The organism is Thalassolituus sp. ST750PaO-4, from assembly GCF_020320405.1.
Taxonomy (GTDB): Bacteria; Pseudomonadota; Gammaproteobacteria; order Pseudomonadales; family Oceanobacteraceae; genus Venatoribacter; species Venatoribacter alkanivorans.
Genome location: NZ_JABVCB010000001.1, coordinates 295885 through 319506, shown reverse-complemented (window position 1 = coordinate 319506; position 23622 = coordinate 295885). Strand labels below are relative to the sequence as shown.

Genomic DNA, 23622 nt, shown 5'->3' with positions numbered 1-23622 from the left:
ACAGGCCCTGGCTCATTTTATCTGACCCGTGACGTCCACTGTTTCGTCACAGGTCACATGCTATAGTGTGCGGCATTAAATAGGATGCCGGGAATGCATTATGTTGAGTATGTTGGCAAAACTGCTGAAAGCGCTGAATTCTGAATCAGCACCGGGCCAGATTGCGCTGGCCTTTTCATTAGCCCTGATCGTCGCACTGACCCCCATGTTTACACCGCACAATGCCCTCATTATGTTGCTGGCATTTATTCTGCGCATCAATCTGAGTGCATTTTTCCTTGCGGTCGCAGCCTTCTCTGCACTGGCCTGGTTTATCGATCCTTATGCAGCACGTCTGGGCGAAAGTCTGCTGGCAAATCCGGCGTTAGTGGACACCTGGCGCGATATGTATCAGAGCGATTTCTGGCGTATGACCGCGTTTAATCATTCTCTGGTACTGGGTGGGTTGGTCATCAGCTTGCTGGCCGCGGTTCCGGTTTTTGTGCTCAGCAAAGTACTGATCAATCTGTACCGTCATCGCTTACTGGCCTGGTTTAATAAACTGAAAATTGCTCAGGTATTAAAAGCCTCGAAATTCTACAACCTGTATAAGTCAATCGCGGAGTAAGGCTATGAAGCAATGGATTCGCTGGTCAGGCCTGGCCGCATTTATCGTTATTTCCCTGGTTCTGGTTGCCCTGTTCTGGTTTCTTGCCGGCCCGTTAATCGAAAAAGGCATTGAATCGTTTGGCTCTGATGCCGCCGATGCCAAAGTGGAAGTGGACAGTGTGTCGCTCAGTTTAAGCCCGCTGGGCTTTGTTATTCATGATCTGACGGTTGCTGACAGCCGTAAGCCAATGACCAATGTGCTGCAGCTGGATAAAGCGACCGCAGAACTGGAACTGGCGCCACTGTTTCTTGGTAAAGCCATTATCAGTGATCTGGCCGTGGATAATCTGCAGTTCGGTACTGCACGTACGACTTCCGGTGCACTGGAGAAAAAGGCGGTTAAAGAAGACGAAGCAGAGCAGGTTGCAGCCAAAGAAGAGGCGGCTTCGTCTTTCAGCAGTGTGGACCTCCCCAGTGCCGAAGAAATACTGGCGCGAGAATCCCTGCGCACCGAGCAGGCCGGTACCGAATTCCAGCAAAGTTACTCCAGCAATAAAAATGCTGTCGATAATGCACTGAGCAATGTCCCCGATGATAAAGCCCTGAGTCAGTACGAGCAGGAAATCAAAGCGCTGACCTCCGGCAGCTTTAAATCATTGGATGATTTTAAAGCGCGTAAGAAAAAACTGGATGAACTGAAAGCCCGTTTCAAAAATGACAAAGCCGCAATTGCAACGGCCAAAAAAGCAGTGGCTGAGGCCCGTAGCGATATCAGTGACAAACTCAAAGCATTAAAAGCAGCTCCGGGTGAAGACCTCGACAGTATTCGTGGAAAATATCAGCTCAGTGCCGGTGGTGCTGCCAATATGAGTGCCTTACTCTTCGGCGAGCAGGCTGGTGAATGGGCGGAAAAAGCCCTGTACTGGTATGAAAAAGTAAAGCCGTATCTGGCTAAAGATGAAGCAGACAGTGCGGCAGAGGAAGAAAGCCCAGAAGCTCCGCGGGATGGCCGCTTTGTGCATTTTCCGTCGGATAATCCATGGCCGGGCTTTTTACTGCGTAATGCACAGCTGACAGCAAGCACAGCTTCCGGAAATCTGCTGATCAGTGCGCAGGATATTACCAGTGAGCCGCGGGTGTTAGGTCGTCCGACGCGGGTTCTGATCAATGGCTCAGGCTTAAAGCAGGTTGAAGATATGAGCGTGGATATTGTACTCGACCACCGTAAAACGCCGGGTACCGATACACTGACGCTGAATATTAAAGACTGGCAACTGCATGATATGAATCTGGGCGTTGCCGGCGCCAAACTGGCTTCGTCACTGGTACAGTTACAGGGTCTGGCCGTTGTCAGTCAGGGTAAACTGAATGCCCAGAGTGATGCACAGTTTGGCCGTACTCAATTCAGCAGTAAGGGTAAAACAACCTTTGCCAAAGAACTGGGACTGGCACTGGCGAAAGTGCAGCAGTTTGATGTGAATGCCAAAGCCAGTGGTAAAATCACCTCGCCGGATTTCAGTTTAGGTTCAGATCTGGATAAGCAATTAAATGCCGCTTTTGGTGCCCGCCTCAAAGATAAACAGGCGGAGCTTGAAGCGAAGCTGCAGGCCAGACTGGAGCAGAAACTGCAGAGTTATATCGGTGACTACGGCGGAAAACTGGGTGAGTTTAACCAGCTGGATGGCACGCTGGATCAGCGCCTGAACAAGGTGTCAGAGCTGGCTGGTCAGAACCTTGAAGATTATCAGGCGCAGAAAGAGCGTGAAGCCCGCGAAAAATCAGAGCGGGAAAAAGCTGAAGTTAAAGCCAAGCTGGATGCGGAAAAATCAGCCGCTAAAGCGGAAGCTGAGCGCAAGAAAAAAGAAGCTGCAGAAAAAGCTAAAGACAAACTGAAGAACCTGTTTTAACGAGAGATAACGATGCAGACCCGTAAGCTGAACCCGCTGGAATTTCATGAAACCCGTATCAACCCACAGCGGGTTGAGGCCGGTGAGCCAGTGGTTGATTTCTGGGAATACGTTGCCGCGATTCCACCCGAAGATTTTGCCTTTGCAGATTGCCGGGCCGGTAACGTTACCCATGTGTACCGTATGGAAGATAAGTACGAACACGTGCTGATCAACAGCCAGTATCAGGGAGTAGCGATGGTGATTGTGGTGGATCTGCAGAGCCAGTCCATTTATGGACACATGCTGCTGGATCTGAACCCGGCGGGAACCAAAGAGCCGGAAGCCTGAGGCTAAAGCGGAAATAAAAAAACGGGGCTGATGCCCCGTTTTTTTATCAGAAGAATAAACCCGCTTCTAACTGGGCTTCTTCGGTCATCATGTCGCGGCTCCACGGCGGGTCGAACACCAGTTCAACTTCAACGCGTTCCACATTCGGTACCTTGGCCACACGGTATTTAACATCGGAGATCAGTACCGGGCCCATACCGCAGGTTGGCGCGGTTAAGGTCATACGGATTTTTACCGCTTTATTGTCGATATCGATACCGTAAATCAAACCCAGATCGAGCAGGTTGATCGGAATTTCCGGATCATAAATGGTGCGCAGCGCCTGACGGATCTGATCTTCATGCACCAGACCGTCGCTGCGCTGTTCAAATTCAATTTCTTCGGCTTCAAGACCCAGAGCCGCGGCATCGGTACCGTCAACGCGCAGCATATTGCCGTTCAGTGTCACGGTGTAATTGCCACCCAGAGCCTGATTGATGGTGACAAAGCTGCCGGCCGGAATGGTGGTTGGCGTACCGGATGGCACCATACGGGCGGGGCAGGTGGCATGTGCCACGACCATTCTTCTTTCCACGTTGACTCCTGTATGAAGCTACTGCGCTTGTGACGCTTCATGAATGTTGCTACTGCCGTGACGTTTTTCAACAAACCTCAGCAGCTTCGGTTAAACCGAAAATGATTCACCGCAGCCGCAGAGATCTTTGGCATTCGGATTGTTGAACTTAATGGTGCTGTTCAACCCTTCTTTGCTGAAATCAATTTCAGTGCCGCGCACATAAGGTGCAGCATCGGCGGCAATAAACAGCAGTATATCGTCGGCCACCCGAATGGTCTGATCGCCGTCATGAGCCTGTTCGACAAATTCGATATCATATTTAAAGCCGGAACAACCGCTTTTTTTCACACCCAGACGAATACCTTTCATCGCCGGATTTTTCGCCAGCTGTTTGCGGATATGGCTGATAGCCGCTTCCGTCATACTGGCGCTGGCAACCGCATTTGGGTCGTAGGTGGCCGGTTGTGCTTTTGGATCAAAGGTTTCGGTGCTCATTGTCCTTCCATCCTCAGAGTAAAAACAGTTTGGCTTTTTCCAGGCCTTTAAACAGTGCGTCCACTTCTTCCAGCGTATTGTAGAAGGAGAAAGACGCCCGCACGGTGCCGGGAACTTTAAATTGCTCCATCACCGGCATGGCGCAGTGATGGCCGGTGCGTACCGCAATACCCTGCTGGTCGAGCAGGGTGCCGACGTCGGCCGGGTGCGCACCTTCAAGAATAAAGCTGAATACCGAGGCCTTGTTGGCGGCATTACCGATAATGCGGATGCCACCCATTTCTGCGGCCAGCTCGTTGGCGCGCGCCAGCAGCGCATCTTCATGGGCTGCCAGAGCTTTGCGGTCGAGGGTATTTAAATAATCAATGGCGGCTGCCATACCAATGGCGCCGGCAATATTTGGCGTACCGGCTTCGAATTTATACGGCAGAACGTTATAGGTGGTTTTGCTGAAGCTGACGTGCTCAATCATTTCACCACCGCCCTGATAAGGTGGCATGGCATTGAGCAGAGTTTCTTTGCCATAGAGTACGCCGATGCCGGTTGGGCCAAAGAGTTTATGGCCGGAGAAGGCGTAAAAATCGGCGTCAAGCGCCTGCACGTCGATATCCCAGTGAGCAACGGCCTGCGCACCATCGATCAGCACTTTACTGCCGTTGGCATGGGCCAGAGCAATAATATCGGCTACCGGATTAATGGTTCCGAGGGCATTGGATACGTGTACAACCGAAACCAGTTTTACTTCGGGAGTCAGCAGGGTTTTAAAGGCGGCCATATCCAGCTCGCCGTTTTCCAGTACCGGAATCGGCAGTAATTCGGCGCCACTTTGTTCGCACAGCATCTGCCAGGGCACGATATTGGAGTGGTGTTCCATACCAGAGACCAGAATACGGTCGCCGGCTTTAATATTGCTTCTGCCCCAGGTGGCGGCTACCAGATTAATGGCTTCGGTGGTGCCGCGGGTCCAGACAATTTCTTCCGCTTTGGCCGCATTTAAAAAGCGCTGTACGGTTTTACGCGCATTTTCAAAATATTCAGTTGCGCGGTCGCTCAGGGTATGAGCACCACGGTGAACATTGGAGTTATCGTGCTCGTAATAACGGCTCAGCGCATTGATAACCGCTTTCGGTTTTTGCGTGGTGGCACCGTTATCCAGATAAATCAGTGGCTTGCAGTTCACTTCCTGATGCAGGGCAGGGAACTGTTCGCGGATACTGTTTAATTGTTCCGGGCTGATTGTACTCATGCGCTTTCTCCGCTGAGACCGGCGGTTTCATTTTCCAGCAGATGACGGCTTAACGACTGATCGCGGCCAAAACGGTGCGCCAGTAACGGACGCAATACCAGCGCGATGTCTTCGTGCGGTAACGCTTCCAGTAATTCGTTAATAAAACCAAAGCTGAGCATGACTTCAGCTTCTTTTTTGCTGATGCCGCGGCTCTGCATATAGAACATGGCTTTTTCTTCCAGCTGAGCAACGGTGGCACCATGGGCACATTTTACGTCGTCGGCGTAGATTTCCAGTTCCGGCTTGGTGTAAATCTCGGCGGTGTTGGTCAGCAACAGGTTTTTATTGCTTAACTCGGCCAGTGTTTTCTGCGCCTGCGGATGAATATGAATACGGCCATTAAATACGGCACGGGCCTTATCATTCATAATGCCGCGGAATACTTCATTGCTGGTGCAGTGCGGCACTTTGTGTTCAATGCAGGTGTGGAAATCCAGCAATTGCTGGTTCTGCGGAATATACACGCCGTTCAGTTCGCAGTGCGAACCACCAACATTGTGATTAACCACAATATCGTTACGGGTCAGGCGGGTGCCCAGGCCCAGATGAAAAGCGCTGTACTGGCTGTCACGTGCCAGATCAACATGAGTGCTGCCGATGTGCAGGGCATCTTCCTGCATTAATTGCAGGCGGTAATGCTGCAGGCGGGCGTTATCGCCAATCACCAGCTCGGTCAGGGCGTTGGTAAAACTGTTTTGCGGCTGTTCATCGGAAGCATAATGCTCAACCAGCGTTGCTTCGGCACCGCTCTCCAGTACCATTAACAGACGGCTGGTGATGCTGAAAGGCTGCGGATTATTGCTGCTCAGCCAGCTGATCTGCAGCGGCTGTTCGAGGCGCTGGTTTTTGCCGACGAGAATCAGTACGCCATCGTTCAGGGCGGCATTATTCAGGTCATTAAATAAGTGCGCGCTGCCGCTGTTATTGCTGCTGGCCTGTGCCAGTACAGTGCCCAGATGCCGGCTGATTAATGCCTGTTGCTCTGCATCTGCCTGGCTGAACAGGGTAACCTGTTGCAGCGCCAGGGCATCGGATAATTCGCTGCTTAACTGGCCATTAATAAATACCAGTCGTGCTGCTTTTAAACTGCCCAGAGTAGCCACTTCACGCAGCCCGGCGGTTAAGTCCGACTGGCTGGCAGTACGCTGAAAATCACCGGTCAGCAGGTTATGCAGCGAGGTGTATTTCCAGGCTTCGGTTTTACGGTTGGGCACAGACGCTGCGGCAAAGGCCTGTTGACCGGCTGCATTCAGGGCAGCCAGCAGCGGGTTGCGGGCCTGCTCTGTGGCCAGCGCCAGCTGTTGTGCGTGAAACTGTTCTGCCATGTTACGCCGCTCCGTTGTCTGCGCTTTCCAGCCAGCCGTAGCCTTTTTCTTCCAGCTCCAGTGCCAGCTCTTTACCGCCGGATTTAACGATACGGCCGTTGGCCAGTACGTGAACGTAATCCGGTACGATGTAGTCGAGCAGACGCTGATAGTGGGTCACCACAATAAAGCTGCGGTTGGCATCGCGCATGGCGTTAACACCTTCGGCCACCACCTGCAGGGCGTCGATATCCAGACCGGAGTCGGTTTCATCGAGAATGCACAGGGACGGTTCGAGCAGCATCATCTGCATCAGTTCATTACGTTTTTTCTCGCCGCCGGAGAAGCCTTCGTTCACACCACGCTTAAGGAAGCTCTGGTCGAGGTTAACGGCTTTGCATTTTTCCCGCGCCAGTTTTAAAAACTGAACGGAGTCCAGTGCAGGCTTGCCCTGATGAGCGCGCACGGCATCAACAGAGGCTTTTAAAAATTCGAGGTTGGAGACACCGGGAATTTCCACCGGGTACTGGAACGCCAGAAACAAACCTTCACGGGCACGTTCTTCCGGCTCCATCTCAAGAATATCTTTACCGTTCAGGGTGACGCTACCGTCGGTCACTTCATAACCATCACGACCTGCCAGAACGTTGCCCAGAGTACTTTTACCGGCACCGTTCGGACCCATGATGGCGTGCACTTCACCGGGTTTAATCTCCAGGTTCAGACCTTTGAGAATGTTTTTGTCTTCAACGTTGGCGTGCAGGTTTTTAATGCTGATCATGGTTAGCAGTACCTTTTTTCAGTCTGTCATCCGCGCAGTGGCAGATAAATTTCAATTTTTTAGTCGCGGTTAAGTCTGGCCTTAATCAGCCGACAGAACCTTCCAGTGACACTTCCAGTAACTTGCCGGCTTCCACCGCAAATTCCATCGGCAGCTCTTTGAATACCTCTTTACAGAAACCGTTAACGATCATGGAAACGGCTTTCTCGGTATCAATACCACGCTGACGGCAGAGGAATAACTGGTCGTCGCTGACGGTTGAGGTGGTGGCTTCGTGCTCCACGACCGCAGAAGGATGTTTGCTTTCGATATAAGGGAAAGTATGGGCGCCGCACTGATCACCGATTAACAGCGAGTCACACTGGGTGTAGTTACGCGCACCGGCGGCGGTCGGATTCATACGCACCAGACCGCGGTAGGCATTCTGACTTTTACCGGCAGAAATACCTTTGGAAATAATGGTCGAGCGGGTGTTTTTACCCAGATGAATCATCTTGGTGCCGGTATCGGCCTGCTGGTAATTATTGGTTAACGCCACGGAATAAAATTCGCCGACCGAGTTATCGCCTTTTAATACACAGCTTGGGTATTTCCAGGTCACGGCAGAACCGGTCTCTACCTGAGTCCAGCTCACTTTGGCATTGGTATGGGCAACGGCACGCTTGGTTACGAAGTTGTAAATACCGCCTTTGCCTTCTTTATCGCCGGGATACCAGTTTTGCACAGTGCTGTATTTAATTTCGGAGTTGTCCAGCGCGATCAGTTCAACCACCGCTGCATGCAGCTGATTTTCATCGCGCATTGGTGCGGTACAGCCTTCGAGGTAGCTCACGTGGGAACCTTCGTCGGCAATAATTAAGGTACGTTCAAACTGACCGGTTTTGGCTTCATTAATACGGAAGTAAGTGGACAGCTCCATCGGGCAGCGTACACCTTTAGGGATGTACACGAAGGAGCCGTCAGAAAATACGGCTGAGTTCAGCGCTGCGTAAAAATTGTCACGCTGTGGCACCACGGTGCCGAGGTATTTTTTAACCAGTTCCGGATGCTCATGCACGGCTTCGGATATCGGCATAAAAATAACACCGGCTTCCGCCAGTTTTGCGCGGAAGGTGGTGGCAACGGATACCGAGTCGAATACGGCGTCGACGGCGATGCCGGCCAGTGCCATCTGCTCATGAAGTGGTATACCGAGCTTTTCGTAGGTACGCAGCAGTTCAGGGTCGACTTCGTCGAGGCTTTTCGGCTTGTCAGCCATGCTTTTCGGCGCGGAATAATAAGACAGCGCCTGGAAATCGACTTCCGGGTAGTGCACATGCGCCCAGGTTGGCTCAGCCATTTCCTGCCAGGCACGGAAGGCTTTTAAACGCCATTCGGTCATCCACTCGGGTTCACCTTTTTTGGCGGAAATAAAACGCACCACATCTTCGCTCAGGCCCGGTGCAATGGTGTCTGACTCGATGTCGGTAACAAAGCCGGCCTGGTAGTCATTACCAATGCGGCGTTCGATTTCAGCGTTGCTGCTCATAGTGAACTCTCTCATATGGATGCGGCCCGATCTGCCTGCAGTTCCGCTCAGTGAAACCGCTGTGCGCCGGACCCGCGTCTGGCGTTTACCCTGATGTTCATCCGCTCCGTCCCGGGGGATGCCTGATGTGTAGTGCGCTTTTAGCGCGTATTCTAACGCAGATCAGGGTAATAACAGAGTAATTTAGTCGGGTATATTAATCAATACCGTATTGGTATGCTTTAATGGATGTGCGCATTCTAGCAAAGCGGATGAATTCTGACCAATCGCGACATATTCTCGTTTGGATGGTCTTCTGACTCAGGAATCAGGCAGGACAGGTTTATGCTGAAAATAGGCAAGCTTACCGATTACGGTGTGGTGGTATTAAATGAGCTGGCGCAGGCCGGTGCGGTTAAGCTGTCGACCGATGACATTACCGGTCTGACCGGGCTGGCGCTGCCCACGGTACGTAAAGTGATGAAAGCCCTGGTCGACAGTGGGCTGGTGATTGCACAGCGTGGTGCCCGTGGCGGCTACCGCCTGGCCAGGGCTCCGGGGCAGATCCGTATGCTGGATGTGGTGCAGGCTTTTGAAGGGCCGGTTGCCCTGACCGAATGTGCTGCTGATGATCACCAGTGCGATATCACGGCCAGTTGCTCGTTATCGGCTAACTGGGGCGGTATTAATCAGCTGATTACCCAGGTACTGGCACGGGTAACTTTACAGGACATCCGTAATCCGGAACGTCAGGAGCAGCTGGTGCGCGATGCCTTACCGCTGACTTCCTTTATTGAGTTGGTGAATCTGTCCTGACACAGGTCTTGCTGCCGACAATTTTCTGTCATCTTTTCTTATTAGAATCGCCGGAAATCTTTCAGGATGACCGACGATGCGCTTCTTACTCTTCTTTCTGACTTTTTGGCTGGCTCCTGCCCAGGCGCTTGAGTTACAGGCGATGGGAACTTATCGCCGTCTGAATAACGATGTGTATCTGGCGGCTGTCTACAGCGATCTGAACGACAGCCAGCAGTGGCTGAGCGCAGAGCAGCCATTGGCTCTGGAAATCCGTGTGCTGGCGGAGCGCATATCGCCGCGCCGTTTTTACCGGCTGTGGAATGAAGGGCTGGCCATCAATCTGAGTGAAGCGGAAATGAATGCGCGTTTGGAAGATATCAGCCGCTTTACCAATCTGCTGCAAGATGATTTGCGTGAGGGAGACCGGATGCTGATCAGTAATGAAAGCGGTCCCTGCCGTGTGCTGATCAATGATGTGGAAGTGCTGTTGATTGAGGATGGTAGTTTTGTGCGTCTGTTGCTGGCTGCCTGGATTGGCAAGTTCCCGCAGTCTCCCGGATTTCGTGAAGACCTGCTGCGGATGAAAGCAGCGGAGCGCAGCGAGCTGAAAGCCAGTTGGGATGCCAGACAAATGAAACCGGGACGGGCAGAGGTTATTGCTGGTTGGCTGAAACGTGATGCGGATCACACCGCCCGGGCACAACCGGTCACAGCGGCGCGACCTGTCGCAGCCGAAAATGTAACGGTGGTGGCGCAAAAAGTGGAATCAAATGTACCAAAATTGTCACAACCTGCAGTAAAAACGCCGCCAGCGGTTACAGAGCAGGTGTCGCTGCCGGAGGTGTCGGAGCGGAAAAAACAGCCGGAAACGGCATCGGATCTGGCGGCCAGAATGGCAGAAAAACGCGAAAAAGAGCGTGTTCTGGCAGCAGCCGAACAGGCGCACGCGCGAGCGCAGCTGATCGCCCGGCAGCAGGCTGAGATGCAGTATTACCGTGCCTTGTTACGGCTGGCCAATAGCCAGGTTCAGTACCCGGATCAGGCACTGAGAAAACGGCTGGAAGGCACGGTACGTGTGAGTTTGCAGCTGAATCGCGAGGGGGAGTTACTGCTTGCCGATACCAGTGAAAGTTCGGCGGTCAGTCTGCTCGACCGGGCAGCATTACGGGCTGCGAAAAAAGCCGCGCCATACCCTCCGGTGCCGGAGCTTCTGCAGGGAGAAAACTTCGAATTTGATATCCCTTTCCGCTTTGTACTTGCCCGCAACTGACTTTATTTTTGTGATTAAAAACAAGGAATTAGTTCACATTTTAAGAGGTTGCAAAACCTTTCTCTGGTGGCGCAAAGGGTCGTTGAGGCCCGTTGATTGAGGGAACATTATACGGGTGTTTATTGAGTTGTTTGAAAGCAGGAGTGGAGGCTTCACCATGCGTAATCTGTTAACCGTTATTGTTGCCCTGATCTGGTCCGTCCAGAGTCAGGCGGCTGAGTTACAGGGCGTTGGTATTTTTCAGACGCTCAATAAACCCTGGTTTCTGACTGCACTGTATACCGCTGAGGTCAGTGCGGCTGATAAGACTGCCGCCACCGAGTCCGCTGTTGCAGAGCCGGAACGCCTTGAATTTAAAGTGCTGGAAGACAAGATCAGCGCCTACCGTTTCCGCCAGCTGTGGCAGGAAGCTTTTGCGGTGGTTCACGGTGATGATGTCTGGAACACCTATGCCGCCGACCTCAGTGCTTTTTTTGAGCTGGTGAAAGGGCCGCTGAAGACCAATGACCATCTGGTTATCGAGCAGGAAGGCGACGCTGCTGTTGTAACCCTTAATTATCGTGAACATGCACGGTTATCGTCTGCGTTCCTGCCGTTACTTGTCAGTACCCTGACCGCACGTATTGCCCCGATTCCGGAACTGAAAGCCGGTCTGCTGGGCGAGTTGCCGGCATCCGAAGCCAAGACTCTGTTACTGCAATATGACCGTGGTGAGCCTTCGCTGCGCCGTATTGCCGAAACGGCTCGCTGGTTGCGCCGTAAAGAGCCAATGGTCAATGCTCAGGCATCAACATCTGCCAATCTGCAGGCAGCCCGCGTCTCTACCCTCTGATATACTGCGCGCCGTTATTAACGGCGGCGCTTCTTTGTGTTCGCCTGATATTGCTCTGGTATTGATCTGCTATTGCTCAAAAGGTGTGCATGACTCCCGACTATCTTGATCGTTTTGGTGGTATTGGCCGTTTGTACGGCGTTGCCGGTCTTCAGCGTCTGCACGCATCCCATGTCTGTGTGGTCGGCATTGGCGGCGTGGGCTCCTGGGCGGCGGAAGCACTGGCGCGCTCCGGCGTTGGGGAAATCACCCTGATCGATATGGATGATATCTGCGTCACCAACACCAATCGTCAGATTCATGCGCTGGGCGGTGATATCGGCAAGCTGAAAGTCGAAGCCGTGGCCGAGCGTATCCGTCGCATTAATCCGGAGTGCAAAGTGCATGCGCTGATGGAATTTGTGACCGTCAATAATCAGCGTGAATTAATCCATACCGGCATGGATTATGTGATCGACTGCATCGACAGCGTGAAGAATAAAGCCGCGCTGATTGCGCACTGTAAACGCAATAAAATCCGTATCGTTACCACCGGTGCTGCTGGTGGTCAGACTGACCCGACGCAGATTCAGGTCGCGGATTTAAATAAAACCTTTAATGACCCGCTGGCGCGCAAGGTGCGTTCTTTACTGCGGCGTGAATATAATTTTTCGCGTAATGCGGCGCGTAATTATTCTATTCCCTGTGTATTTTCCAGCGAGCAGCTGCAATACCCGCAGCCGGATGGCAGTGTCTGTCAGACCAAATCCTTTGACGGCGACAGCACGCGGCTGGATTGTTCATCGGGTTTTGGTTCGGCCACCATGGTGACCGGTACCTTTGGTTTTGTTGCCGCCGCCCGGGTGGTGAAACGTATTGCTGATGAGTCCGGCAAAAAGAGCTGAGGCGTTTTAACCGCTGCAGGCGGCGTTTTACAGCGCCGCACCATCAAATACTTCAGTACGCAGGCTGAACGGGTCTATACCTTCAATGCAGCCGATATTCACGCGGTAATGGCCAGGCTTGCGCAAGGTCTGGTGAAACGTATAAATACCGCAATGGCGGCAGAAGTGATGTTTGGCGATGCCGCTGGCAAATTCATAGGTGGCCAGGGCGTCATTCTGTACGTCGATGGTTATCTCATCCGCGGCCAGTACAAAGCTGGTCATTAAGGCGCCTTTACGGATGCAGATGGAGCAATTGCAACGCAGGCCTTCGCTTATTTCTTCATGGCTAAAAGAAAATTTTACAGCGCCGCAGTGGCAGGAACCTGTATACGCTCTCATTGCACATCCTCTTGTTTAAGATTCAGCCAGTTGAATGAACGGCGCAAAAAAGTGACGGCATTGCTGTCAACCATCAGGCCGTGTGCCATGCTGATTTTCTCCGGCTGCCAGTTGATAATCCGTAGCATATGAGCGCGGGCTTCAGCTTTGTGAAACAAAAAGCTTAAACGCCAGTCGGCCGGCATTTTACCGTTGGGGGCGAGAATCCCTGCGGCTTTGGCCAGCAGACGTTTCAGTGGGGTAAAAGAATCCGGGGCAAAGTTTTCGATCAGGTCTGTCACGATCAGTATTTTTGATGCTTTGTGAAAGAATACGGCTTCTTCCATCACCGCAGAGCCGGTAAACAGCAGTTGTTCTATATCCTCCTGCCAGGGGGCGGTAAAGTCGGGGGTGAACACTCCGTCAAAGCGGATATCGGTACGTTTTTGTTGCACACCCTGAGTTCCGAACAGCTGCGCCTGAGGGTATTGCTGCTGCCACTGGGGCAGAAAAAGATGATGCAGCTGGTTGGGTGCTATCAGATAGCGAACGGGGCCAAGCTGATCAATCTGCTGCTTCAGTGTCTCATCCAGGCGGATTGGACTGTGTATCCAGAGCGAGCCACATGACAGGCGAATCACTGTCATGCGGGTGGTATAGGGAAGGGTGAAAAAAGGTACCGCTTCCCCGTCAAAAGACCAGATATTATCTGCAAGATTATTCATCGCACTCCCTGCTTTATGTTTGTTCTGTTTAGGGCCTGTCGACACTAATTAAACAGGCCTGTTATCGGCTAAAAATTCCTCAGACAAGGCGCTGAGAGTGTGGCCTAACGGGTTAAGCGAACGAACAGCAACGCAGGATGAGGGATTTTTAGCCATAACCCTCCGGGCTGAGGCTAGTTTTTCCCATCAACATCGTCGCTCGTCATTCATTTAGCCCGCTAATATCACTCCTCTCTCCTTGTTCTGAGAAAAACTGGCTCTCAGCAGGCCGGATTTACTTAGTGTCGACAGGCCCTAATGTTGCGGACGGTTAACCGGGCACTCCGGCATCCGGCATTCATTCACCTCGATGGTGATATGTGCCAGTTGGCGGAAATCACTCAGCAATGCTTTGTAGTGATCGGTATGGCGTGGCTGGTGGGTAACCAGCGAAATAATCGCCGCGTAATCATTACCACTCACTTTCCAGATATGAATATCGGCCACCTGATTATCGCCATCCTGTTCAATGGTCTGACGGATAGCGGCACGCTGTTGATCGCTGATACTGGCGTCGAGTAATACCGGTGCGCTTTGTTTAACCAGACCGATCGCCCAGCGTGAAATAATCAGTGCACCGACAATACCCATTAACGGATCAAGCCAGTTCAGGCCGAAGAATTTTCCGCCCAGCAGCGCGGCAATAGCCAGCACCGAGGTCATGGCGTCCGCCAGTACGTGCAGGTAAGCGGCGCGTAAATTATGGTCATGGCCAGTATGGCTGTGATCATCATGATGATCGTGATCGTGATCGTGATCGTGGTGCGCATGGCCGTGATGATGATGGTCTTTCAGCAACAGAGCACTGACCAGATTAACCGCTAAGCCCAGCAGAGCCACCAGAATTGCCTGATCAAACTGAATGGCGTGCGGTTCAAATACCCGTACCACCGATTCAACCAGCATCACCAGGGCCACCACCGCCAGCGCCACTGCACTGGCAAAACCACCCAGAACATTCACCTTACCGGTGCCGAAACTGTAGGCCGGATTGTTGGCATGGCGGCGCGCATAACGGTAAGCGAATAATGTAATAAGAAAGGCGGCCACATGGGTGCCCATATGCCAGCCATCGGCCAGCAGTGCCATGGAGCCGTACCAGGCGCCGGCGATAATTTCTGCCACCATGGTAACGGCGGTCAGAATCAGTACATAAAAGGTATTGCGCTCGCCATCCGGATTGCTGCCACTGAAGTGGTGTGGGTGTTGCCAATGGCTGATATTGTGTTCGGTCATTAAAACCCCTGTCATACATTTGGCATATGACTTCCGCTAAATTGGAACGGTATGCCCAGATTTCATGGTGTATCGCGACAATCTTATCGCACTTACCGGCAAAAAGGACGTACCACAAAATTCCGGGGGTTAGTGTCCGCCTTTATGACAAACCACTATTGACACCATGGCCCGGTTAAAGAGAAGGTTCAGCCAATGAAAAAACAACAAGCGGCAGATTAACTGTCCTGTCTCTGTATTAAGCAAACACCGCAAACAAGGAGTACGAACGAGTGAAGCATCTGTTGTTACTGATGATGGCCCTTGGGTCAGTATTGATGAATACAGCTCAGGTGAATGCTGATGAAAACCCGGTAAATACAAGCCAGCCTCAGGTAAACCTGAGCGCCGACACAGTGCGCCAGCGCTTGTTATTGCAGACTCTGGCCTATCGCAGCAGTGCTGAATTCAGCCTTTATTCTTTACAGCATGGTGATCGTAAATCCGCACAGCGTCTGGATGCCGTACTGGCTGAAGGGCAGGCTCTGGCGAACGCTCTTAAAGCAACCTGGCCAGAGCTGGCACCTGCCTGGCAAGACATGACTCAGTTCGTTGACAGCAACCGTGCAATTGCAGCAAAAGCGGAAGACGTTAGTTTTTCCATCCGTCTGAATGAAAACTACAACAAACTGTATGCGGTACTCGATGGCAGTATTCCTGATACCTCGGTACTGGATAATGAAACCCGGCGCATATTAAATATGCTCGATAGTCTTGAACATATGGTTTCTGCTTATCTGTTTTTTAATATCAATATTTTCGGTGGTCTGTCGGTGACGGATACCGGTATCGAACAACAGAATAAACTCTTCAAGGCGTTAACTGCCGAACTGGATGATGCGGAATTACGTACCCAGGTTGAGCGCAAGTGGGGCTTTTTGGAAAGTACTTTGTTGGCCTATAACGAACGCTCAGCCGTTTTTATTGTGACCCGCACCTGTGACTCCATTCGTGAGTTATTACTGAAGAAACTGCAGCCCGAAGCCAGTGCTGAATCCTGAGTTAAAAGCATAAAAAAAGCCGCAGTTGCGGCTTTTTTTATGTCCGGATTTTTATTCTTCGGCGTTGCCGGTAATCAGGATTCTTTTAATTGTTTCAGTAGCGACTCCGGCACCTTGGTGATGCGCAGCTCGTTACTGCTTTTATCAAAGATAATATCTTTATCCAGCAGGCTGGCAGAGAAACTCAGACTCAGGTCTTTATTTTTACCACTGTAGCGGATAAATCCCCGCAGCTTTTTACGATCGGGAATCAGCTCGGTTTTAATGGCTTCCGCCACTACCTGTTGTGAAGCTCCCTGAGCCGCCAGCTGCTCCGGCGTTAATCCGCTGTTTTGTCGCTGGCTTTGCTGGCGTTCTTTTTGTTTGTCGACAATATAGTGAGCAAAGGCTTTGGCCGGTTCGGCTTTGACCTGGGTTTCCATATAGCTGGCCAGCTCATCGAACACGACTGGTTCACCGCGCAGATCCTGCTCAATACAGTAATCCACCACCTTGGTTTTGTATTCAAAGCTGTCTTCCGGACTCAGGGTCTGGCTGAACTCGTCAACAATTTCCAGAAACTCTTCGGTTTCGGCAGCGGTATTTAAGGTATCGGTAAAACCAATGCATTCGGCAAACTGGTTCTGCAGCGGTTTATCGCCGCGGCCAAAACTGAACGTCAGGTATTTGCTGTCGTCATCGGCCAGCCAGTCGGTGATGTTGAGCATGACACCAAAACCGGTATTGGAAAAATCCAGATAATGGGTTTCGCTCAGCGTCATATCGGTATTAATCGATACGCTGCTTTTGCGCCGCAGGTGGAACATGTACAGGCGGTCACTGTCGGCCAGCTGCTCGTAAAAGAAGGCGAGGTAGCCTTCCAGTGCCAGCTCGGTATTGTCGAGGGCGTTGGCGAACTGTTTGCTCAGGCGGCGGGTGAGGGCAACAAAGCTCTGACGCTCGCCCTGCCAGTCCTGAATCTGCGCCCGTGCCTGGGTAATTTCCGGATGAAAAATACCGTAACGCTTACCCGCGCGCTGGGTCAGCACGGCTTTTAGCTGCGCCGCAGTCTGGGCGTAGAAGTGGGCGACCAGTTCGCTGTCGAGATCGGCTTCCTGTTCACTGCATACCAGCGTTGCTGCCGGGTCTTTGATGTCTTTGCTGATCTGATGGGTTACAAAATGGCGCAGGCTCATGATTTTTTATCTCTTAGCGGACACTTTTAGTGTCCGTCAAATTCGCAGATGGCATAAACGTCGAAACCGGCGTTACGCAGTTTTTCGCTGCCTTTCAGGTCTGGCAGGTCAATGATGGCGGCGACTTCCACCACCTCGGCCTGCAGCTGGCGCACCAGTTCACAGGCCGCCAGCATGGTGCCACCGGTGGCGATCAGATCGTCCATCACCAGTACGCGGTCGCCGGCTTTAAAGGCATCGGTATGCAGTTCTATGGTGGCACTGCCGTATTCCAGATCATAGCTCTGGGTCACGGTTTTAAATGGCAGTTTACCTTTCTTGCGCACCGGTACCAGGCTCAGACCCAGCTCGTAGGCCAGCGGCGCGCCGAGGATAAAGCCGCGGGCGTCGATGGCAGCGATGGCATCCAGCTGCTGGTCCTGATAGCGGTGTACAAAGCTGTCGATCAGCTTGCGGAATACGGCACGGTTCTGCAGCAGCGGCATGATGTCGCGGAACATCACTCCATCTTCCGGCCAGTTGGCTACGGTACGGATGGCGTCTTTAATTTCCTGGCTGTAGGCACTCATGGTCTGTCTCTGTCGGTTCGGGTACGGCAATGTACGTGGATATAAGAGCGGGTGCGGCGTATGGCCTGCGGTGCTGGCCGGCAAAAGAACCGACCATTCAGTCAGGTTTTCTTGGGCTTTGGCCAGCTGGGCATTATAATCCGCGGCCACAAAAAGTCTCCCTTCGCCGGATGCGGATGGCTCATGGCAGCAGTCTGCCTGAGTCGAGGCCGCATGAATGCTGGCTGCCGGGCTTGTTTCGCTAACCAACAAAGGTTCTTCCCATGCTGGAAAAGCTGTTTCAGCTGTCGCGTTTCGGCAGCAATGCACGCACCGAGCTGCTGGCCGGTGTTACCACCTACCTGACCATGGCGTACATTATTTTCGTTAACCCGTCGATGCTGGCCGATGCAGGTATGGACCATGGTGCGGTATTTGTGGCGACCTGTCTGGCGGCGGCTGTTGGCTGCTTTATTATGGGCTTCTGGGCCAACCTGCCGGTAGCTCTGGCACCGGGGATGGGGCTGAATGCCTTCTTTACCTACGGTGTTGTACTGGGTATGGGGTACAGCTGGCAGACCGCACTGGGTGCAGTCTTCCTGTCGGGCTGTATTTTTATTCTGCTCAGTCTGTTTAAGATCCGTGAATGGGCGATCAATGCCATTCCGGTCACGCTGAAAAAAGCCATTGCTGCCGGTATCGGCGCCTTTCTGGCACTGATCGCTCTGAAGAATGCCGGCATTATTGTGGCGCATCCGGCGACGCTGGTGAGTCTGGGCAATTTAGGTGATTTCGGCCCTGCGATGGCCATCCTTGGTTTCTTCCTGATTGTTGCCTTTACCCAGCGCAATATCCACGGTGCGGTACTGCTGGCGGTGTTGCTGGTGAGTGTTATCGCGGTAGCCACCGGCCATGTGGAATATACGGGCATTGTTTCTGCGCCGCCGTCCATCGCGCCGACCTTTATGCAGATGAATCTGGCAGAAGCCTTCGATGTGGCGATGCTGAGCGTTATTTTCGCGTTTCTCTTTGTTGATCTGTTCGATACCTCCGGCACCCTGATTGCCGTGACCCAGCGTGCCGGTCTGACCAAAAGTGACGGTCAGGTGCCGCGCTTAAAGCAGGCCTTGCTGGCTGACAGTACCGCGACCGTGACCGGTGCCATGCTGGGTACCTCAACCACCACCAGTTATATCGAAAGTGCGGCCGGTGTTTCCGCCGGTGGCCGTACCGGCTTAACGGCGGTTGTGGTCGGCGTTCTGTTTCTGCTGAGCATTTTCTTCGCACCGCTGGCCGGTATGATCCCGGCTTATGCCACGGCCGGTGCGATTTTTTACGTCTCGATTCTGATGCTGTTCACGCTGAAAGAAGTGGACTGGGAAGACCTGACCGAAGCCGCGCCGGTGGCTGTGGTGCTGCTGATGACGCCGCTGACCTTCTCCATTGCCCATGGCATCACGCTGGGCTTTATCACCTATGCACTGGCGAAAGTGCTGGGCGGTAAAGCGCGTGAACTGTCTGTCGGTGTCTGGGTGCTGTCGGCGCTGTTATTGCTGAAAGTAATTTTTGTGCACTGATAGAGAGTGCGCAAAACGCCGGCTGAAGATCGCGGGCAATAAAAAAGGCAGTGGAGCAATCCACTGCCTTTTTTGTTTTACCGTTCTGGCTGATCAGCCAGCCAGATACTGCGCATGAAAACGCAGATGATCATCAATAAAACTGCTGATGAAATAGTAGCTGTGATCGTAGCCTTCATGACGGCGCAGGGTCAGCGGATAGCCGCTGGCTTTGGCGGCGTCTTCCAGTGTTTCCGGGTGCAGCTGGTTGCTTAAGAAATCATCGGCCAGACCCTGGTCGACCAGCGCGGGTAAATGCGCTGACGCAGGACTGTTGCGCATTAACTCGCTGCTGTCATAAGCCAGCCACTGCTCGCGGTCGTTGCCCAGATACGCGCTGAACGCTTTGATGCCCCAGGGGCAGCGGCTCGGGTTGCTGATCGGGCTGAACGCCGACACCGAGGTAAAACGCTGCGGATTTTTCAGAGCCAGCGTCAGCGCACCGTGTCCACCCATAGAGTGACCACTGATGGCGCGCTTGTCGTTTACCGGAAACAGCGCCTCGATTAAGGCTGGTAATTCCTGCAGTACATAATCTTCCATACGGTAGTGCGCGGCCCAGGGTGGTTGAGTCGCGTTCAGGTAAAAACCGGCACCCAAGCCCAGATCGTAAGCGCCCTGCGGATCGTCGGCCACGCCGTCGCCACGCGGGCTGGTGTCCGGGGCGACGATGGCAATGCCCAGCTCAGCGGCCAGGCGCTGGGCGCCGGCCTTCTGCATAAAGTTTTCATCGCTACAGGTCAGGCCGGACAGCCAGTAAAGCACCGGCACCGGGTTGTCGTTACTGGCCTGTGGCGGCAGAAAAATCGCAAAGCGCATGCTGCAGTTAAGCACCGCCGACTGATGCCGGTATTGCTTATGCCAGCCGCCAAAACTTTTGTTCTGGCTGAGGCGCTCAACATCGGTATTCACGTCCGTCATAACAGCCCCTTACTGGTTGTAATGAATAACGCTGCGGATGCTTTTGCCTTCGTGCATTAAATCGAAGGCGTCGTTAATGGCATCCAGACCCATGGTGTGAGTAATAAAATCACTCAGTTTGAATTCGCCTTTTAAATAACGCTCAACGTAATCCGGCAGTTCGCTGCGGCCTTTCACACCACCAAAGGCGGTACCGCGCCAGACGCGGCCGGTAACCAGCTGGAACGGACGGGTGGAAATTTCCTGACCGGCACCGGCAACACCGATAATCACCGATTCGCCCCAGCCTTTGTGGCAGCATTCGAGTGCTGAGCGCATCACGTTAACGTTACCGATGCATTCGAACGAGAAATCCACGCCGCCGTCGGTCATTTCGACGATCACGTCCTGAATCGGCTTATCGAAGTTTTTCGGATTTACGCAGTCGGTCGCACCCAGCTGCTTGGCCAGTTCGAATTTACTTTCGTTAATGTCGATAGCGATGATGCGCGAGGCCTTGGCCATGGCCGCACCAATCACCGCCGATAAACCAATACCACCCAGACCAAAAATAGCCACGGTATCGCCTTCTTTTACTTTGGCGGTGTTCATCACCGCGCCCATACCGGTGGTGACGCCACAGCCCAGCAGGCAGACTTCTTCCAGTGGCGCCGTCGGGTTGACCTTGGCCAGAGAGATTTCCGGCAGCACGGTGTACTCAGAAAAGGTTGAGCAACCCATATAGTGATAAATGGTTTTGCCGTTTTGTGAGAAGCGGCTGGTGCCGTCCGGCATCAGGCCTTTGCCCTGGGTGGCACGGATTTTCTGACACAGGTTGGTTTTACCCGACAGGCAGAACTTACATTCGCCACATTCCGGGGTGTACAGCGGAATCACATGGTCGCCAACGGCAACGCTGGTCACGCCTTCACCAATGGATTCCACAATACCGCCGCCTTCGTGGCCGAGAATGGCTGGGAAAATACCTTCAGGGTCTTCACCGGACAGGGTGAAGGCATCGGTATGGCAGACGCCGGTGGCAACGATGCGCACACGCACTTCACCAGCCTTGGGTGGCGCTACCTGAACTTCTTCGACGGATAACGGCTGGCCCGGGCCCCAGGCAATAGCGGCGCGGCAGGTAATGGTTTCTGCGGTCATGGTGTATCTCCAACAGCAAAGATGATGAGTAAAAAATTCTGAACAGGCAGTGTAATCATTTCTTTTGGTGAGATAATCCTGCTGGTTATAAAATCACTTTTACATATTGGTAATAATCGGGCGAGAAAGATGCAATCAATACCCCAGTGGGAGGGCATCCGTGAGTTTGTGGCGGTGGCGGAATCCGGCAGTTTTACCGCGGCGGCGGTGCAGCTTGGGTTGTCTACCGCGCAGGTGAGCCGTCAGGTGCGGGCGCTGGAGCAGCGTCTCGGCAGTGAGTTGCTGTTCCGTACCACGCGACGGGTAGCGCTGACCGAACCCGGACAACTCTATTACCAGCACTGCCGCCTGCTGCTGGATGGTCTGGCCGAGGCGGAGCTGGCGCTGGGCAATCTGCAGGCTACGCCGCAGGGTAAGCTGCGCATCACTGCGCCGATGAGCTACGGCGAGCGCCATATTGCGCCCTTGTTAAATGACTTCGCTCTGCGTTATCCGCAGATTCAGCTGCATTATCTGCTCACCAACGAAAAGCTCGACCTGGTCGGCGGCGGTTACGATATGGCCGTGCGACTTGGCAAACTCGATGACGATCGGCTGGTGGCGCGGCGTCTGGCATCGCGTGAGCAGTACACCTGCGCTTCGCCGGGCTATCTGGCGGCCCATGGTGAGCCGCATTCGCTGGCGGAACTGAAGCAGCATAATTGCCTGGCCGGTACCCTCGATTACTGGCGTTTTCAGGAACAGGGTCGCGAGCGGGTGGTGCATATCAGCGGCAGTCTCAGTGCTAATAGTGGCCCGGCGCTGCTGGATGCGGCGCTGAAAGGCATCGGTATCGTGCAACTGCCGGATTATTACGTGCAGCCCTATATTGAGCACGGCGAGCTGATCAGCCTGCTGCCGGCCATCCGCCCCTCGCGTGAAGGTATCTGGGCGCTGTATCCGCCAAGCCGCAATTTATCGCCCAAGGTGCGCCTGCTGATTGATTATCTGGAGCAGCAGCTGAACGGAGCGGGCAGCGATCCGGACGCTGAATATCTGTAATGACTTAACCGCTACGAGTCCTTATAGTGCGCTTTTTAACGCCCGCATTAAGGCACGCATCATGAGCTATACCCTCAGTCAGAAAGAACATCAGGCCAGCCTGAAACTGTCGAATCATCAGCGCTATCAGTATTTTATCGACAAGGTCGTGGCGCACGGCGAAATCTGGAGTCTGGCCAACGACGAAGGCTGGGTAACCCTGACCTCAGAAGGCGATAACTGCCTGCCTGTCTGGCCCCATGCAGACTATGCCGCTGAATGGGCAAACGGCGAGTGGGAAGACTGTGCCCCCAAAGTCGTGCCACTGGACGTCTGGTTGGAGCGCTGGACAGCGGGCCTGACCGCCGATGAAACCTATCTGGTGGTGTTCCCCAACCTGAAAGAAGAAGCGCTGCTGGTTGAGCCGAATGAGCTCGACGAAGCCCTGCGCGAGGCGATGGAATAAACCCGCCTTTAGCGGCGCTCATTGCTTGTTGTATAGGTTTTGTATAGTGTTGATGTTCTGTGACATCAACCCTTTCCTGCGGAGAACACCATGACTGTTATTCCCCTGCTTAAACGACTCGCCATGGGCGCTTTGCTGCTCAGTGTCAGTGCCTGTTCAACCCAGGCGGTTGCCATCGATCGCAGTGCTTTTACCACCACCGCTGAGGGCAATGCCTGTGCACCGATTTTTCAGCACAAAATGAAAAAGCTGCACAGTTCCAAAACGCTGGATCTGTGTGAAGTGGTGCAGGGCAGACCGGTACTGTTAATCAACACCGCCAGTCATTGTGGCTTCACCAAGCAGTTTGGCGATCTGGAAGCCATTCACGAAAAATACAAAGATCGTGGCTTGGTGGTGATTGGTGTATCGTCGGACTCGTTTGATCAGGAAGCCAAATCAGAAGAAGAAGCGGCGACCATCTGCTTCGAGAATTTTGGTGTCAGCTTTACCATGCTGGCGACCGTGCCGGTAAAAGGCGATAACGCTCATCCGCTGTTTAAAGAAGTGGCCCGCCAGGACACAGCACCGAAGTGGAATTTTTACAAATACCTGATTAACCGCGACGGTCAGATCATCAGCTCCAACTCCAGTTTTACCATTCCCGGTGACGACGATATTGAAGCGCTGTTGCGTTAACGTCCGCGTTATTTAACGTCACCTTAAAATGCAAAACCGGGTTTTTTACCCGGTTTTTTTATGCGTTTTTATAACAGAACGATCTTCTTGCTAGGGCCTGTCGACACTAAGTAAATCC

General features: G+C 53.0%; 25 protein-coding genes. 12 read left to right on the top strand and 13 right to left on the bottom strand.

The annotated features are described in order from the left end of the window. Window positions 1-100 precede the first annotated feature (100 nt). From HUF18_RS01510 to HUF18_RS01500, 3 genes are read left to right on the top strand one after another with little or no spacing between them, the layout of a single operon-like run. A complete protein-coding gene (locus HUF18_RS01510) occupies window positions 101-607 on the top strand; it encodes a TIGR03546 family protein (protein ID WP_145470089.1) in 507 nt (168 codons plus the stop codon). Window positions 608-611: 4 nt separating this feature from the next. Further along, on the top strand, window positions 612-2495 hold the full coding sequence (locus HUF18_RS01505) for a TIGR03545 family protein (protein ID WP_225690886.1): 1884 nt from the start codon (window positions 612-614) through the stop codon (window positions 2493-2495). A 12-nt stretch (window positions 2496-2507) separates the two neighbouring features. Beyond that, the gene (locus HUF18_RS01500; RefSeq protein WP_225690885.1) at window positions 2508-2825 is read left to right on the top strand and encodes a hypothetical protein; all 318 of its coding nucleotides are present in this window, start codon (window positions 2508-2510) and stop codon (window positions 2823-2825) included. 46 nt (window positions 2826-2871) lie between these two features. Here HUF18_RS01500 and sufT read toward each other — a convergent pair whose 3' ends face one another. From sufT to sufB, 6 genes are all read right to left on the bottom strand, one after another. Further along, window positions 2872-3399: a putative Fe-S cluster assembly protein SufT gene (gene sufT, locus HUF18_RS01495; RefSeq protein ID WP_225690884.1), complete on the bottom strand. Its 528-nt coding sequence runs from the start codon at window positions 3397-3399 to the stop codon at window positions 2872-2874. A gap of 90 nt (window positions 3400-3489) precedes the next feature. Next, window positions 3490-3876, bottom strand: a complete 387-nt coding sequence (locus HUF18_RS01490) for a HesB/IscA family protein (RefSeq protein WP_225690883.1) — start codon at window positions 3874-3876, stop codon at window positions 3490-3492. Between the two features lie 13 nt (window positions 3877-3889). After that, entirely contained in the window at window positions 3890-5122 is a 1233-nt protein-coding gene (locus HUF18_RS01485; RefSeq protein ID WP_225690882.1) for an aminotransferase class V-fold PLP-dependent enzyme, read from the bottom strand. Further along, on the bottom strand, window positions 5119-6489 hold the full coding sequence (gene sufD, locus HUF18_RS01480; RefSeq protein WP_225690881.1) for a Fe-S cluster assembly protein SufD: 1371 nt from the start codon (window positions 6487-6489) through the stop codon (window positions 5119-5121). The genes HUF18_RS01485 and sufD overlap by 4 nt, the downstream gene beginning before the upstream one ends. A gap of 1 nt (window position 6490) precedes the next feature. Then, window positions 6491-7249, bottom strand: a complete 759-nt coding sequence (gene sufC, locus HUF18_RS01475; protein WP_145470095.1) for a Fe-S cluster assembly ATPase SufC — start codon at window positions 7247-7249, stop codon at window positions 6491-6493. Between the two features lie 85 nt (window positions 7250-7334). Next, window positions 7335-8777 (bottom strand): Fe-S cluster assembly protein SufB, encoded by a 1443-nt coding sequence (gene sufB / locus HUF18_RS01470; protein ID WP_145470096.1) that lies wholly within the window; start codon window positions 8775-8777, stop codon window positions 7335-7337. Between the two features lie 324 nt (window positions 8778-9101). On the opposite strand from sufB, the gene HUF18_RS01465 reads away from it, so the two are divergent. From HUF18_RS01465 to tcdA, 4 genes are all read left to right on the top strand, one after another. After that, window positions 9102-9572, top strand: coding sequence for an SUF system Fe-S cluster assembly regulator (locus HUF18_RS01465; RefSeq protein WP_145470097.1), 471 nt, complete (start codon window positions 9102-9104; stop codon window positions 9570-9572). Window positions 9573-9648: 76 nt separating this feature from the next. Then, entirely contained in the window at window positions 9649-10824 is a 1176-nt protein-coding gene (locus tag HUF18_RS01460; RefSeq protein WP_225690880.1) for a TonB family protein, read from the top strand. Window positions 10825-10981: 157 nt separating this feature from the next. Continuing rightward, complete coding sequence (locus HUF18_RS01455; protein WP_225690879.1) at window positions 10982-11656, top strand: hypothetical protein; 675 nt, start codon at window positions 10982-10984, stop codon at window positions 11654-11656. Between the two features lie 89 nt (window positions 11657-11745). Further along, window positions 11746-12540: a tRNA cyclic N6-threonylcarbamoyladenosine(37) synthase TcdA gene (gene tcdA, locus HUF18_RS01450; RefSeq protein WP_225690878.1), complete on the top strand. Its 795-nt coding sequence runs from the start codon at window positions 11746-11748 to the stop codon at window positions 12538-12540. A 27-nt stretch (window positions 12541-12567) separates the two neighbouring features. Here the strand turns inward: tcdA and HUF18_RS01445 are convergent, their stop codons facing one another. From HUF18_RS01445 to dmeF, 3 genes are all read right to left on the bottom strand, one after another. Next, the gene (locus HUF18_RS01445; RefSeq protein WP_446751460.1) at window positions 12568-12921 is read right to left on the bottom strand and encodes a GFA family protein; all 354 of its coding nucleotides are present in this window, start codon (window positions 12919-12921) and stop codon (window positions 12568-12570) included. Continuing rightward, entirely contained in the window at window positions 12918-13625 is a 708-nt protein-coding gene (locus HUF18_RS01440; RefSeq protein ID WP_145470102.1) for a DUF4336 domain-containing protein, read from the bottom strand. Before HUF18_RS01440 ends, HUF18_RS01445 begins: the two co-directional genes overlap by 4 nt. 294 nt (window positions 13626-13919) lie before the next feature. Then, window positions 13920-14900, bottom strand: a complete 981-nt coding sequence (gene dmeF / locus HUF18_RS01435) for a CDF family Co(II)/Ni(II) efflux transporter DmeF (RefSeq protein WP_225690877.1) — start codon at window positions 14898-14900, stop codon at window positions 13920-13922. A 272-nt stretch (window positions 14901-15172) separates the two neighbouring features. On the opposite strand from dmeF, the gene HUF18_RS01430 reads away from it, so the two are divergent. Next, window positions 15173-15940: a hypothetical protein gene (locus HUF18_RS01430; RefSeq protein ID WP_225690876.1), complete on the top strand. Its 768-nt coding sequence runs from the start codon at window positions 15173-15175 to the stop codon at window positions 15938-15940. A gap of 74 nt (window positions 15941-16014) precedes the next feature. On the opposite strand, the gene HUF18_RS01425 is transcribed toward HUF18_RS01430, so the two are convergent. Continuing rightward, entirely contained in the window at window positions 16015-17115 is a 1101-nt protein-coding gene (locus HUF18_RS01425) for a nucleoid-associated protein (protein ID WP_145470105.1), read from the bottom strand. Window positions 17116-17141: 26 nt separating this feature from the next. Continuing rightward, window positions 17142-17684, bottom strand: a complete 543-nt coding sequence (locus HUF18_RS01420; RefSeq protein WP_145470106.1) for an adenine phosphoribosyltransferase — start codon at window positions 17682-17684, stop codon at window positions 17142-17144. A 263-nt stretch (window positions 17685-17947) separates the two neighbouring features. On the opposite strand from HUF18_RS01420, the gene HUF18_RS01415 reads away from it, so the two are divergent. Next, on the top strand, window positions 17948-19240 hold the full coding sequence (locus HUF18_RS01415; protein WP_225690875.1) for an NCS2 family permease: 1293 nt from the start codon (window positions 17948-17950) through the stop codon (window positions 19238-19240). Between the two features lie 93 nt (window positions 19241-19333). Here HUF18_RS01415 and fghA read toward each other — a convergent pair whose 3' ends face one another. Together fghA and HUF18_RS01405 are read right to left on the bottom strand one after the other, a co-directional pair. Further along, a complete protein-coding gene (gene fghA / locus HUF18_RS01410) occupies window positions 19334-20200 on the bottom strand; it encodes an S-formylglutathione hydrolase (RefSeq protein WP_225690874.1) in 867 nt (288 codons plus the stop codon). Between the two features lie 9 nt (window positions 20201-20209). Next, window positions 20210-21340 carry an S-(hydroxymethyl)glutathione dehydrogenase/class III alcohol dehydrogenase gene (locus HUF18_RS01405; protein WP_145470110.1) on the bottom strand — a complete coding sequence of 377 codons (1131 nt, stop codon included), beginning with the start codon at window positions 21338-21340 and terminating at the stop codon, window positions 20210-20212. Between the two features lie 129 nt (window positions 21341-21469). Between HUF18_RS01405 and HUF18_RS01400 the strand changes: the two genes are divergently transcribed. The 3 genes from HUF18_RS01400 to HUF18_RS01390 all read left to right on the top strand — a co-directional run bounded on the left by HUF18_RS01400 (window position 21470) and on the right by HUF18_RS01390 (window position 23504). Next, complete coding sequence (locus HUF18_RS01400) at window positions 21470-22381, top strand: LysR substrate-binding domain-containing protein (RefSeq protein ID WP_255605535.1); 912 nt, start codon at window positions 21470-21472, stop codon at window positions 22379-22381. A gap of 61 nt (window positions 22382-22442) precedes the next feature. Continuing rightward, complete coding sequence (locus tag HUF18_RS01395) at window positions 22443-22826, top strand: DUF2750 domain-containing protein (protein WP_225690873.1); 384 nt, start codon at window positions 22443-22445, stop codon at window positions 22824-22826. A 90-nt stretch (window positions 22827-22916) separates the two neighbouring features. Further along, on the top strand, window positions 22917-23504 hold the full coding sequence (locus HUF18_RS01390) for a glutathione peroxidase (RefSeq protein ID WP_225690872.1): 588 nt from the start codon (window positions 22917-22919) through the stop codon (window positions 23502-23504). The last annotated feature ends 118 nt before the right edge of the window (window positions 23505-23622 follow it).

Bases quoted from the DNA above. Each gene is read 5' to 3' on its own strand.
- HUF18_RS01455 (WP_225690879.1), top strand. From the start codon at position 10,982: ATGCGTAATCTGTTAACCGTTATTGTTGCCCTGATCTGGTCCGTCCAG.
- HUF18_RS01465 (WP_145470097.1), top strand. From the start codon at position 9,102: ATGCTGAAAATAGGCAAGCTTACCGATTACGGTGTGGTGGTATTAAAT.
- HUF18_RS01395 (WP_225690873.1), top strand. From the start codon at position 22,443: ATGAGCTATACCCTCAGTCAGAAAGAACATCAGGCCAGCCTGAAACTG.
- HUF18_RS01390 (WP_225690872.1), top strand. From the start codon at position 22,917: ATGACTGTTATTCCCCTGCTTAAACGACTCGCCATGGGCGCTTTGCTG.
- dmeF (WP_225690877.1), bottom strand. From the start codon at position 14,900: ATGACCGAACACAATATCAGCCATTGGCAACACCCACACCACTTCAGT.
- HUF18_RS01485 (WP_225690882.1), bottom strand. From the start codon at position 5,122: ATGAGTACAATCAGCCCGGAACAATTAAACAGTATCCGCGAACAGTTC.
- tcdA (WP_225690878.1), top strand. From the start codon at position 11,746: ATGACTCCCGACTATCTTGATCGTTTTGGTGGTATTGGCCGTTTGTAC.
- HUF18_RS01440 (WP_145470102.1), bottom strand. From the start codon at position 13,625: ATGAATAATCTTGCAGATAATATCTGGTCTTTTGACGGGGAAGCGGTA.
- HUF18_RS01460 (WP_225690880.1), top strand. From the start codon at position 9,649: ATGCGCTTCTTACTCTTCTTTCTGACTTTTTGGCTGGCTCCTGCCCAG.
- HUF18_RS01500 (WP_225690885.1), top strand. From the start codon at position 2,508: ATGCAGACCCGTAAGCTGAACCCGCTGGAATTTCATGAAACCCGTATC.
- HUF18_RS01415 (WP_225690875.1), top strand. From the start codon at position 17,948: ATGCTGGAAAAGCTGTTTCAGCTGTCGCGTTTCGGCAGCAATGCACGC.
- sufC (WP_145470095.1), bottom strand. From the start codon at position 7,249: ATGATCAGCATTAAAAACCTGCACGCCAACGTTGAAGACAAAAACATT.
- sufD (WP_225690881.1), bottom strand. From the start codon at position 6,489: ATGGCAGAACAGTTTCACGCACAACAGCTGGCGCTGGCCACAGAGCAG.
- sufB (WP_145470096.1), bottom strand. From the start codon at position 8,777: ATGAGCAGCAACGCTGAAATCGAACGCCGCATTGGTAATGACTACCAG.
- HUF18_RS01510 (WP_145470089.1), top strand. From the start codon at position 101: ATGTTGAGTATGTTGGCAAAACTGCTGAAAGCGCTGAATTCTGAATCA.
- HUF18_RS01405 (WP_145470110.1), bottom strand. From the start codon at position 21,340: ATGACCGCAGAAACCATTACCTGCCGCGCCGCTATTGCCTGGGGCCCG.
- HUF18_RS01490 (WP_225690883.1), bottom strand. From the start codon at position 3,876: ATGAGCACCGAAACCTTTGATCCAAAAGCACAACCGGCCACCTACGAC.
- HUF18_RS01505 (WP_225690886.1), top strand. From the start codon at position 612: ATGAAGCAATGGATTCGCTGGTCAGGCCTGGCCGCATTTATCGTTATT.
- HUF18_RS01425 (WP_145470105.1), bottom strand. From the start codon at position 17,115: ATGAGCCTGCGCCATTTTGTAACCCATCAGATCAGCAAAGACATCAAA.
- HUF18_RS01445 (WP_446751460.1), bottom strand. From the start codon at position 12,921: ATGAGAGCGTATACAGGTTCCTGCCACTGCGGCGCTGTAAAATTTTCT.
- HUF18_RS01400 (WP_255605535.1), top strand. From the start codon at position 21,470: ATGCAATCAATACCCCAGTGGGAGGGCATCCGTGAGTTTGTGGCGGTG.
- fghA (WP_225690874.1), bottom strand. From the start codon at position 20,200: ATGACGGACGTGAATACCGATGTTGAGCGCCTCAGCCAGAACAAAAGT.
- HUF18_RS01420 (WP_145470106.1), bottom strand. From the start codon at position 17,684: ATGAGTGCCTACAGCCAGGAAATTAAAGACGCCATCCGTACCGTAGCC.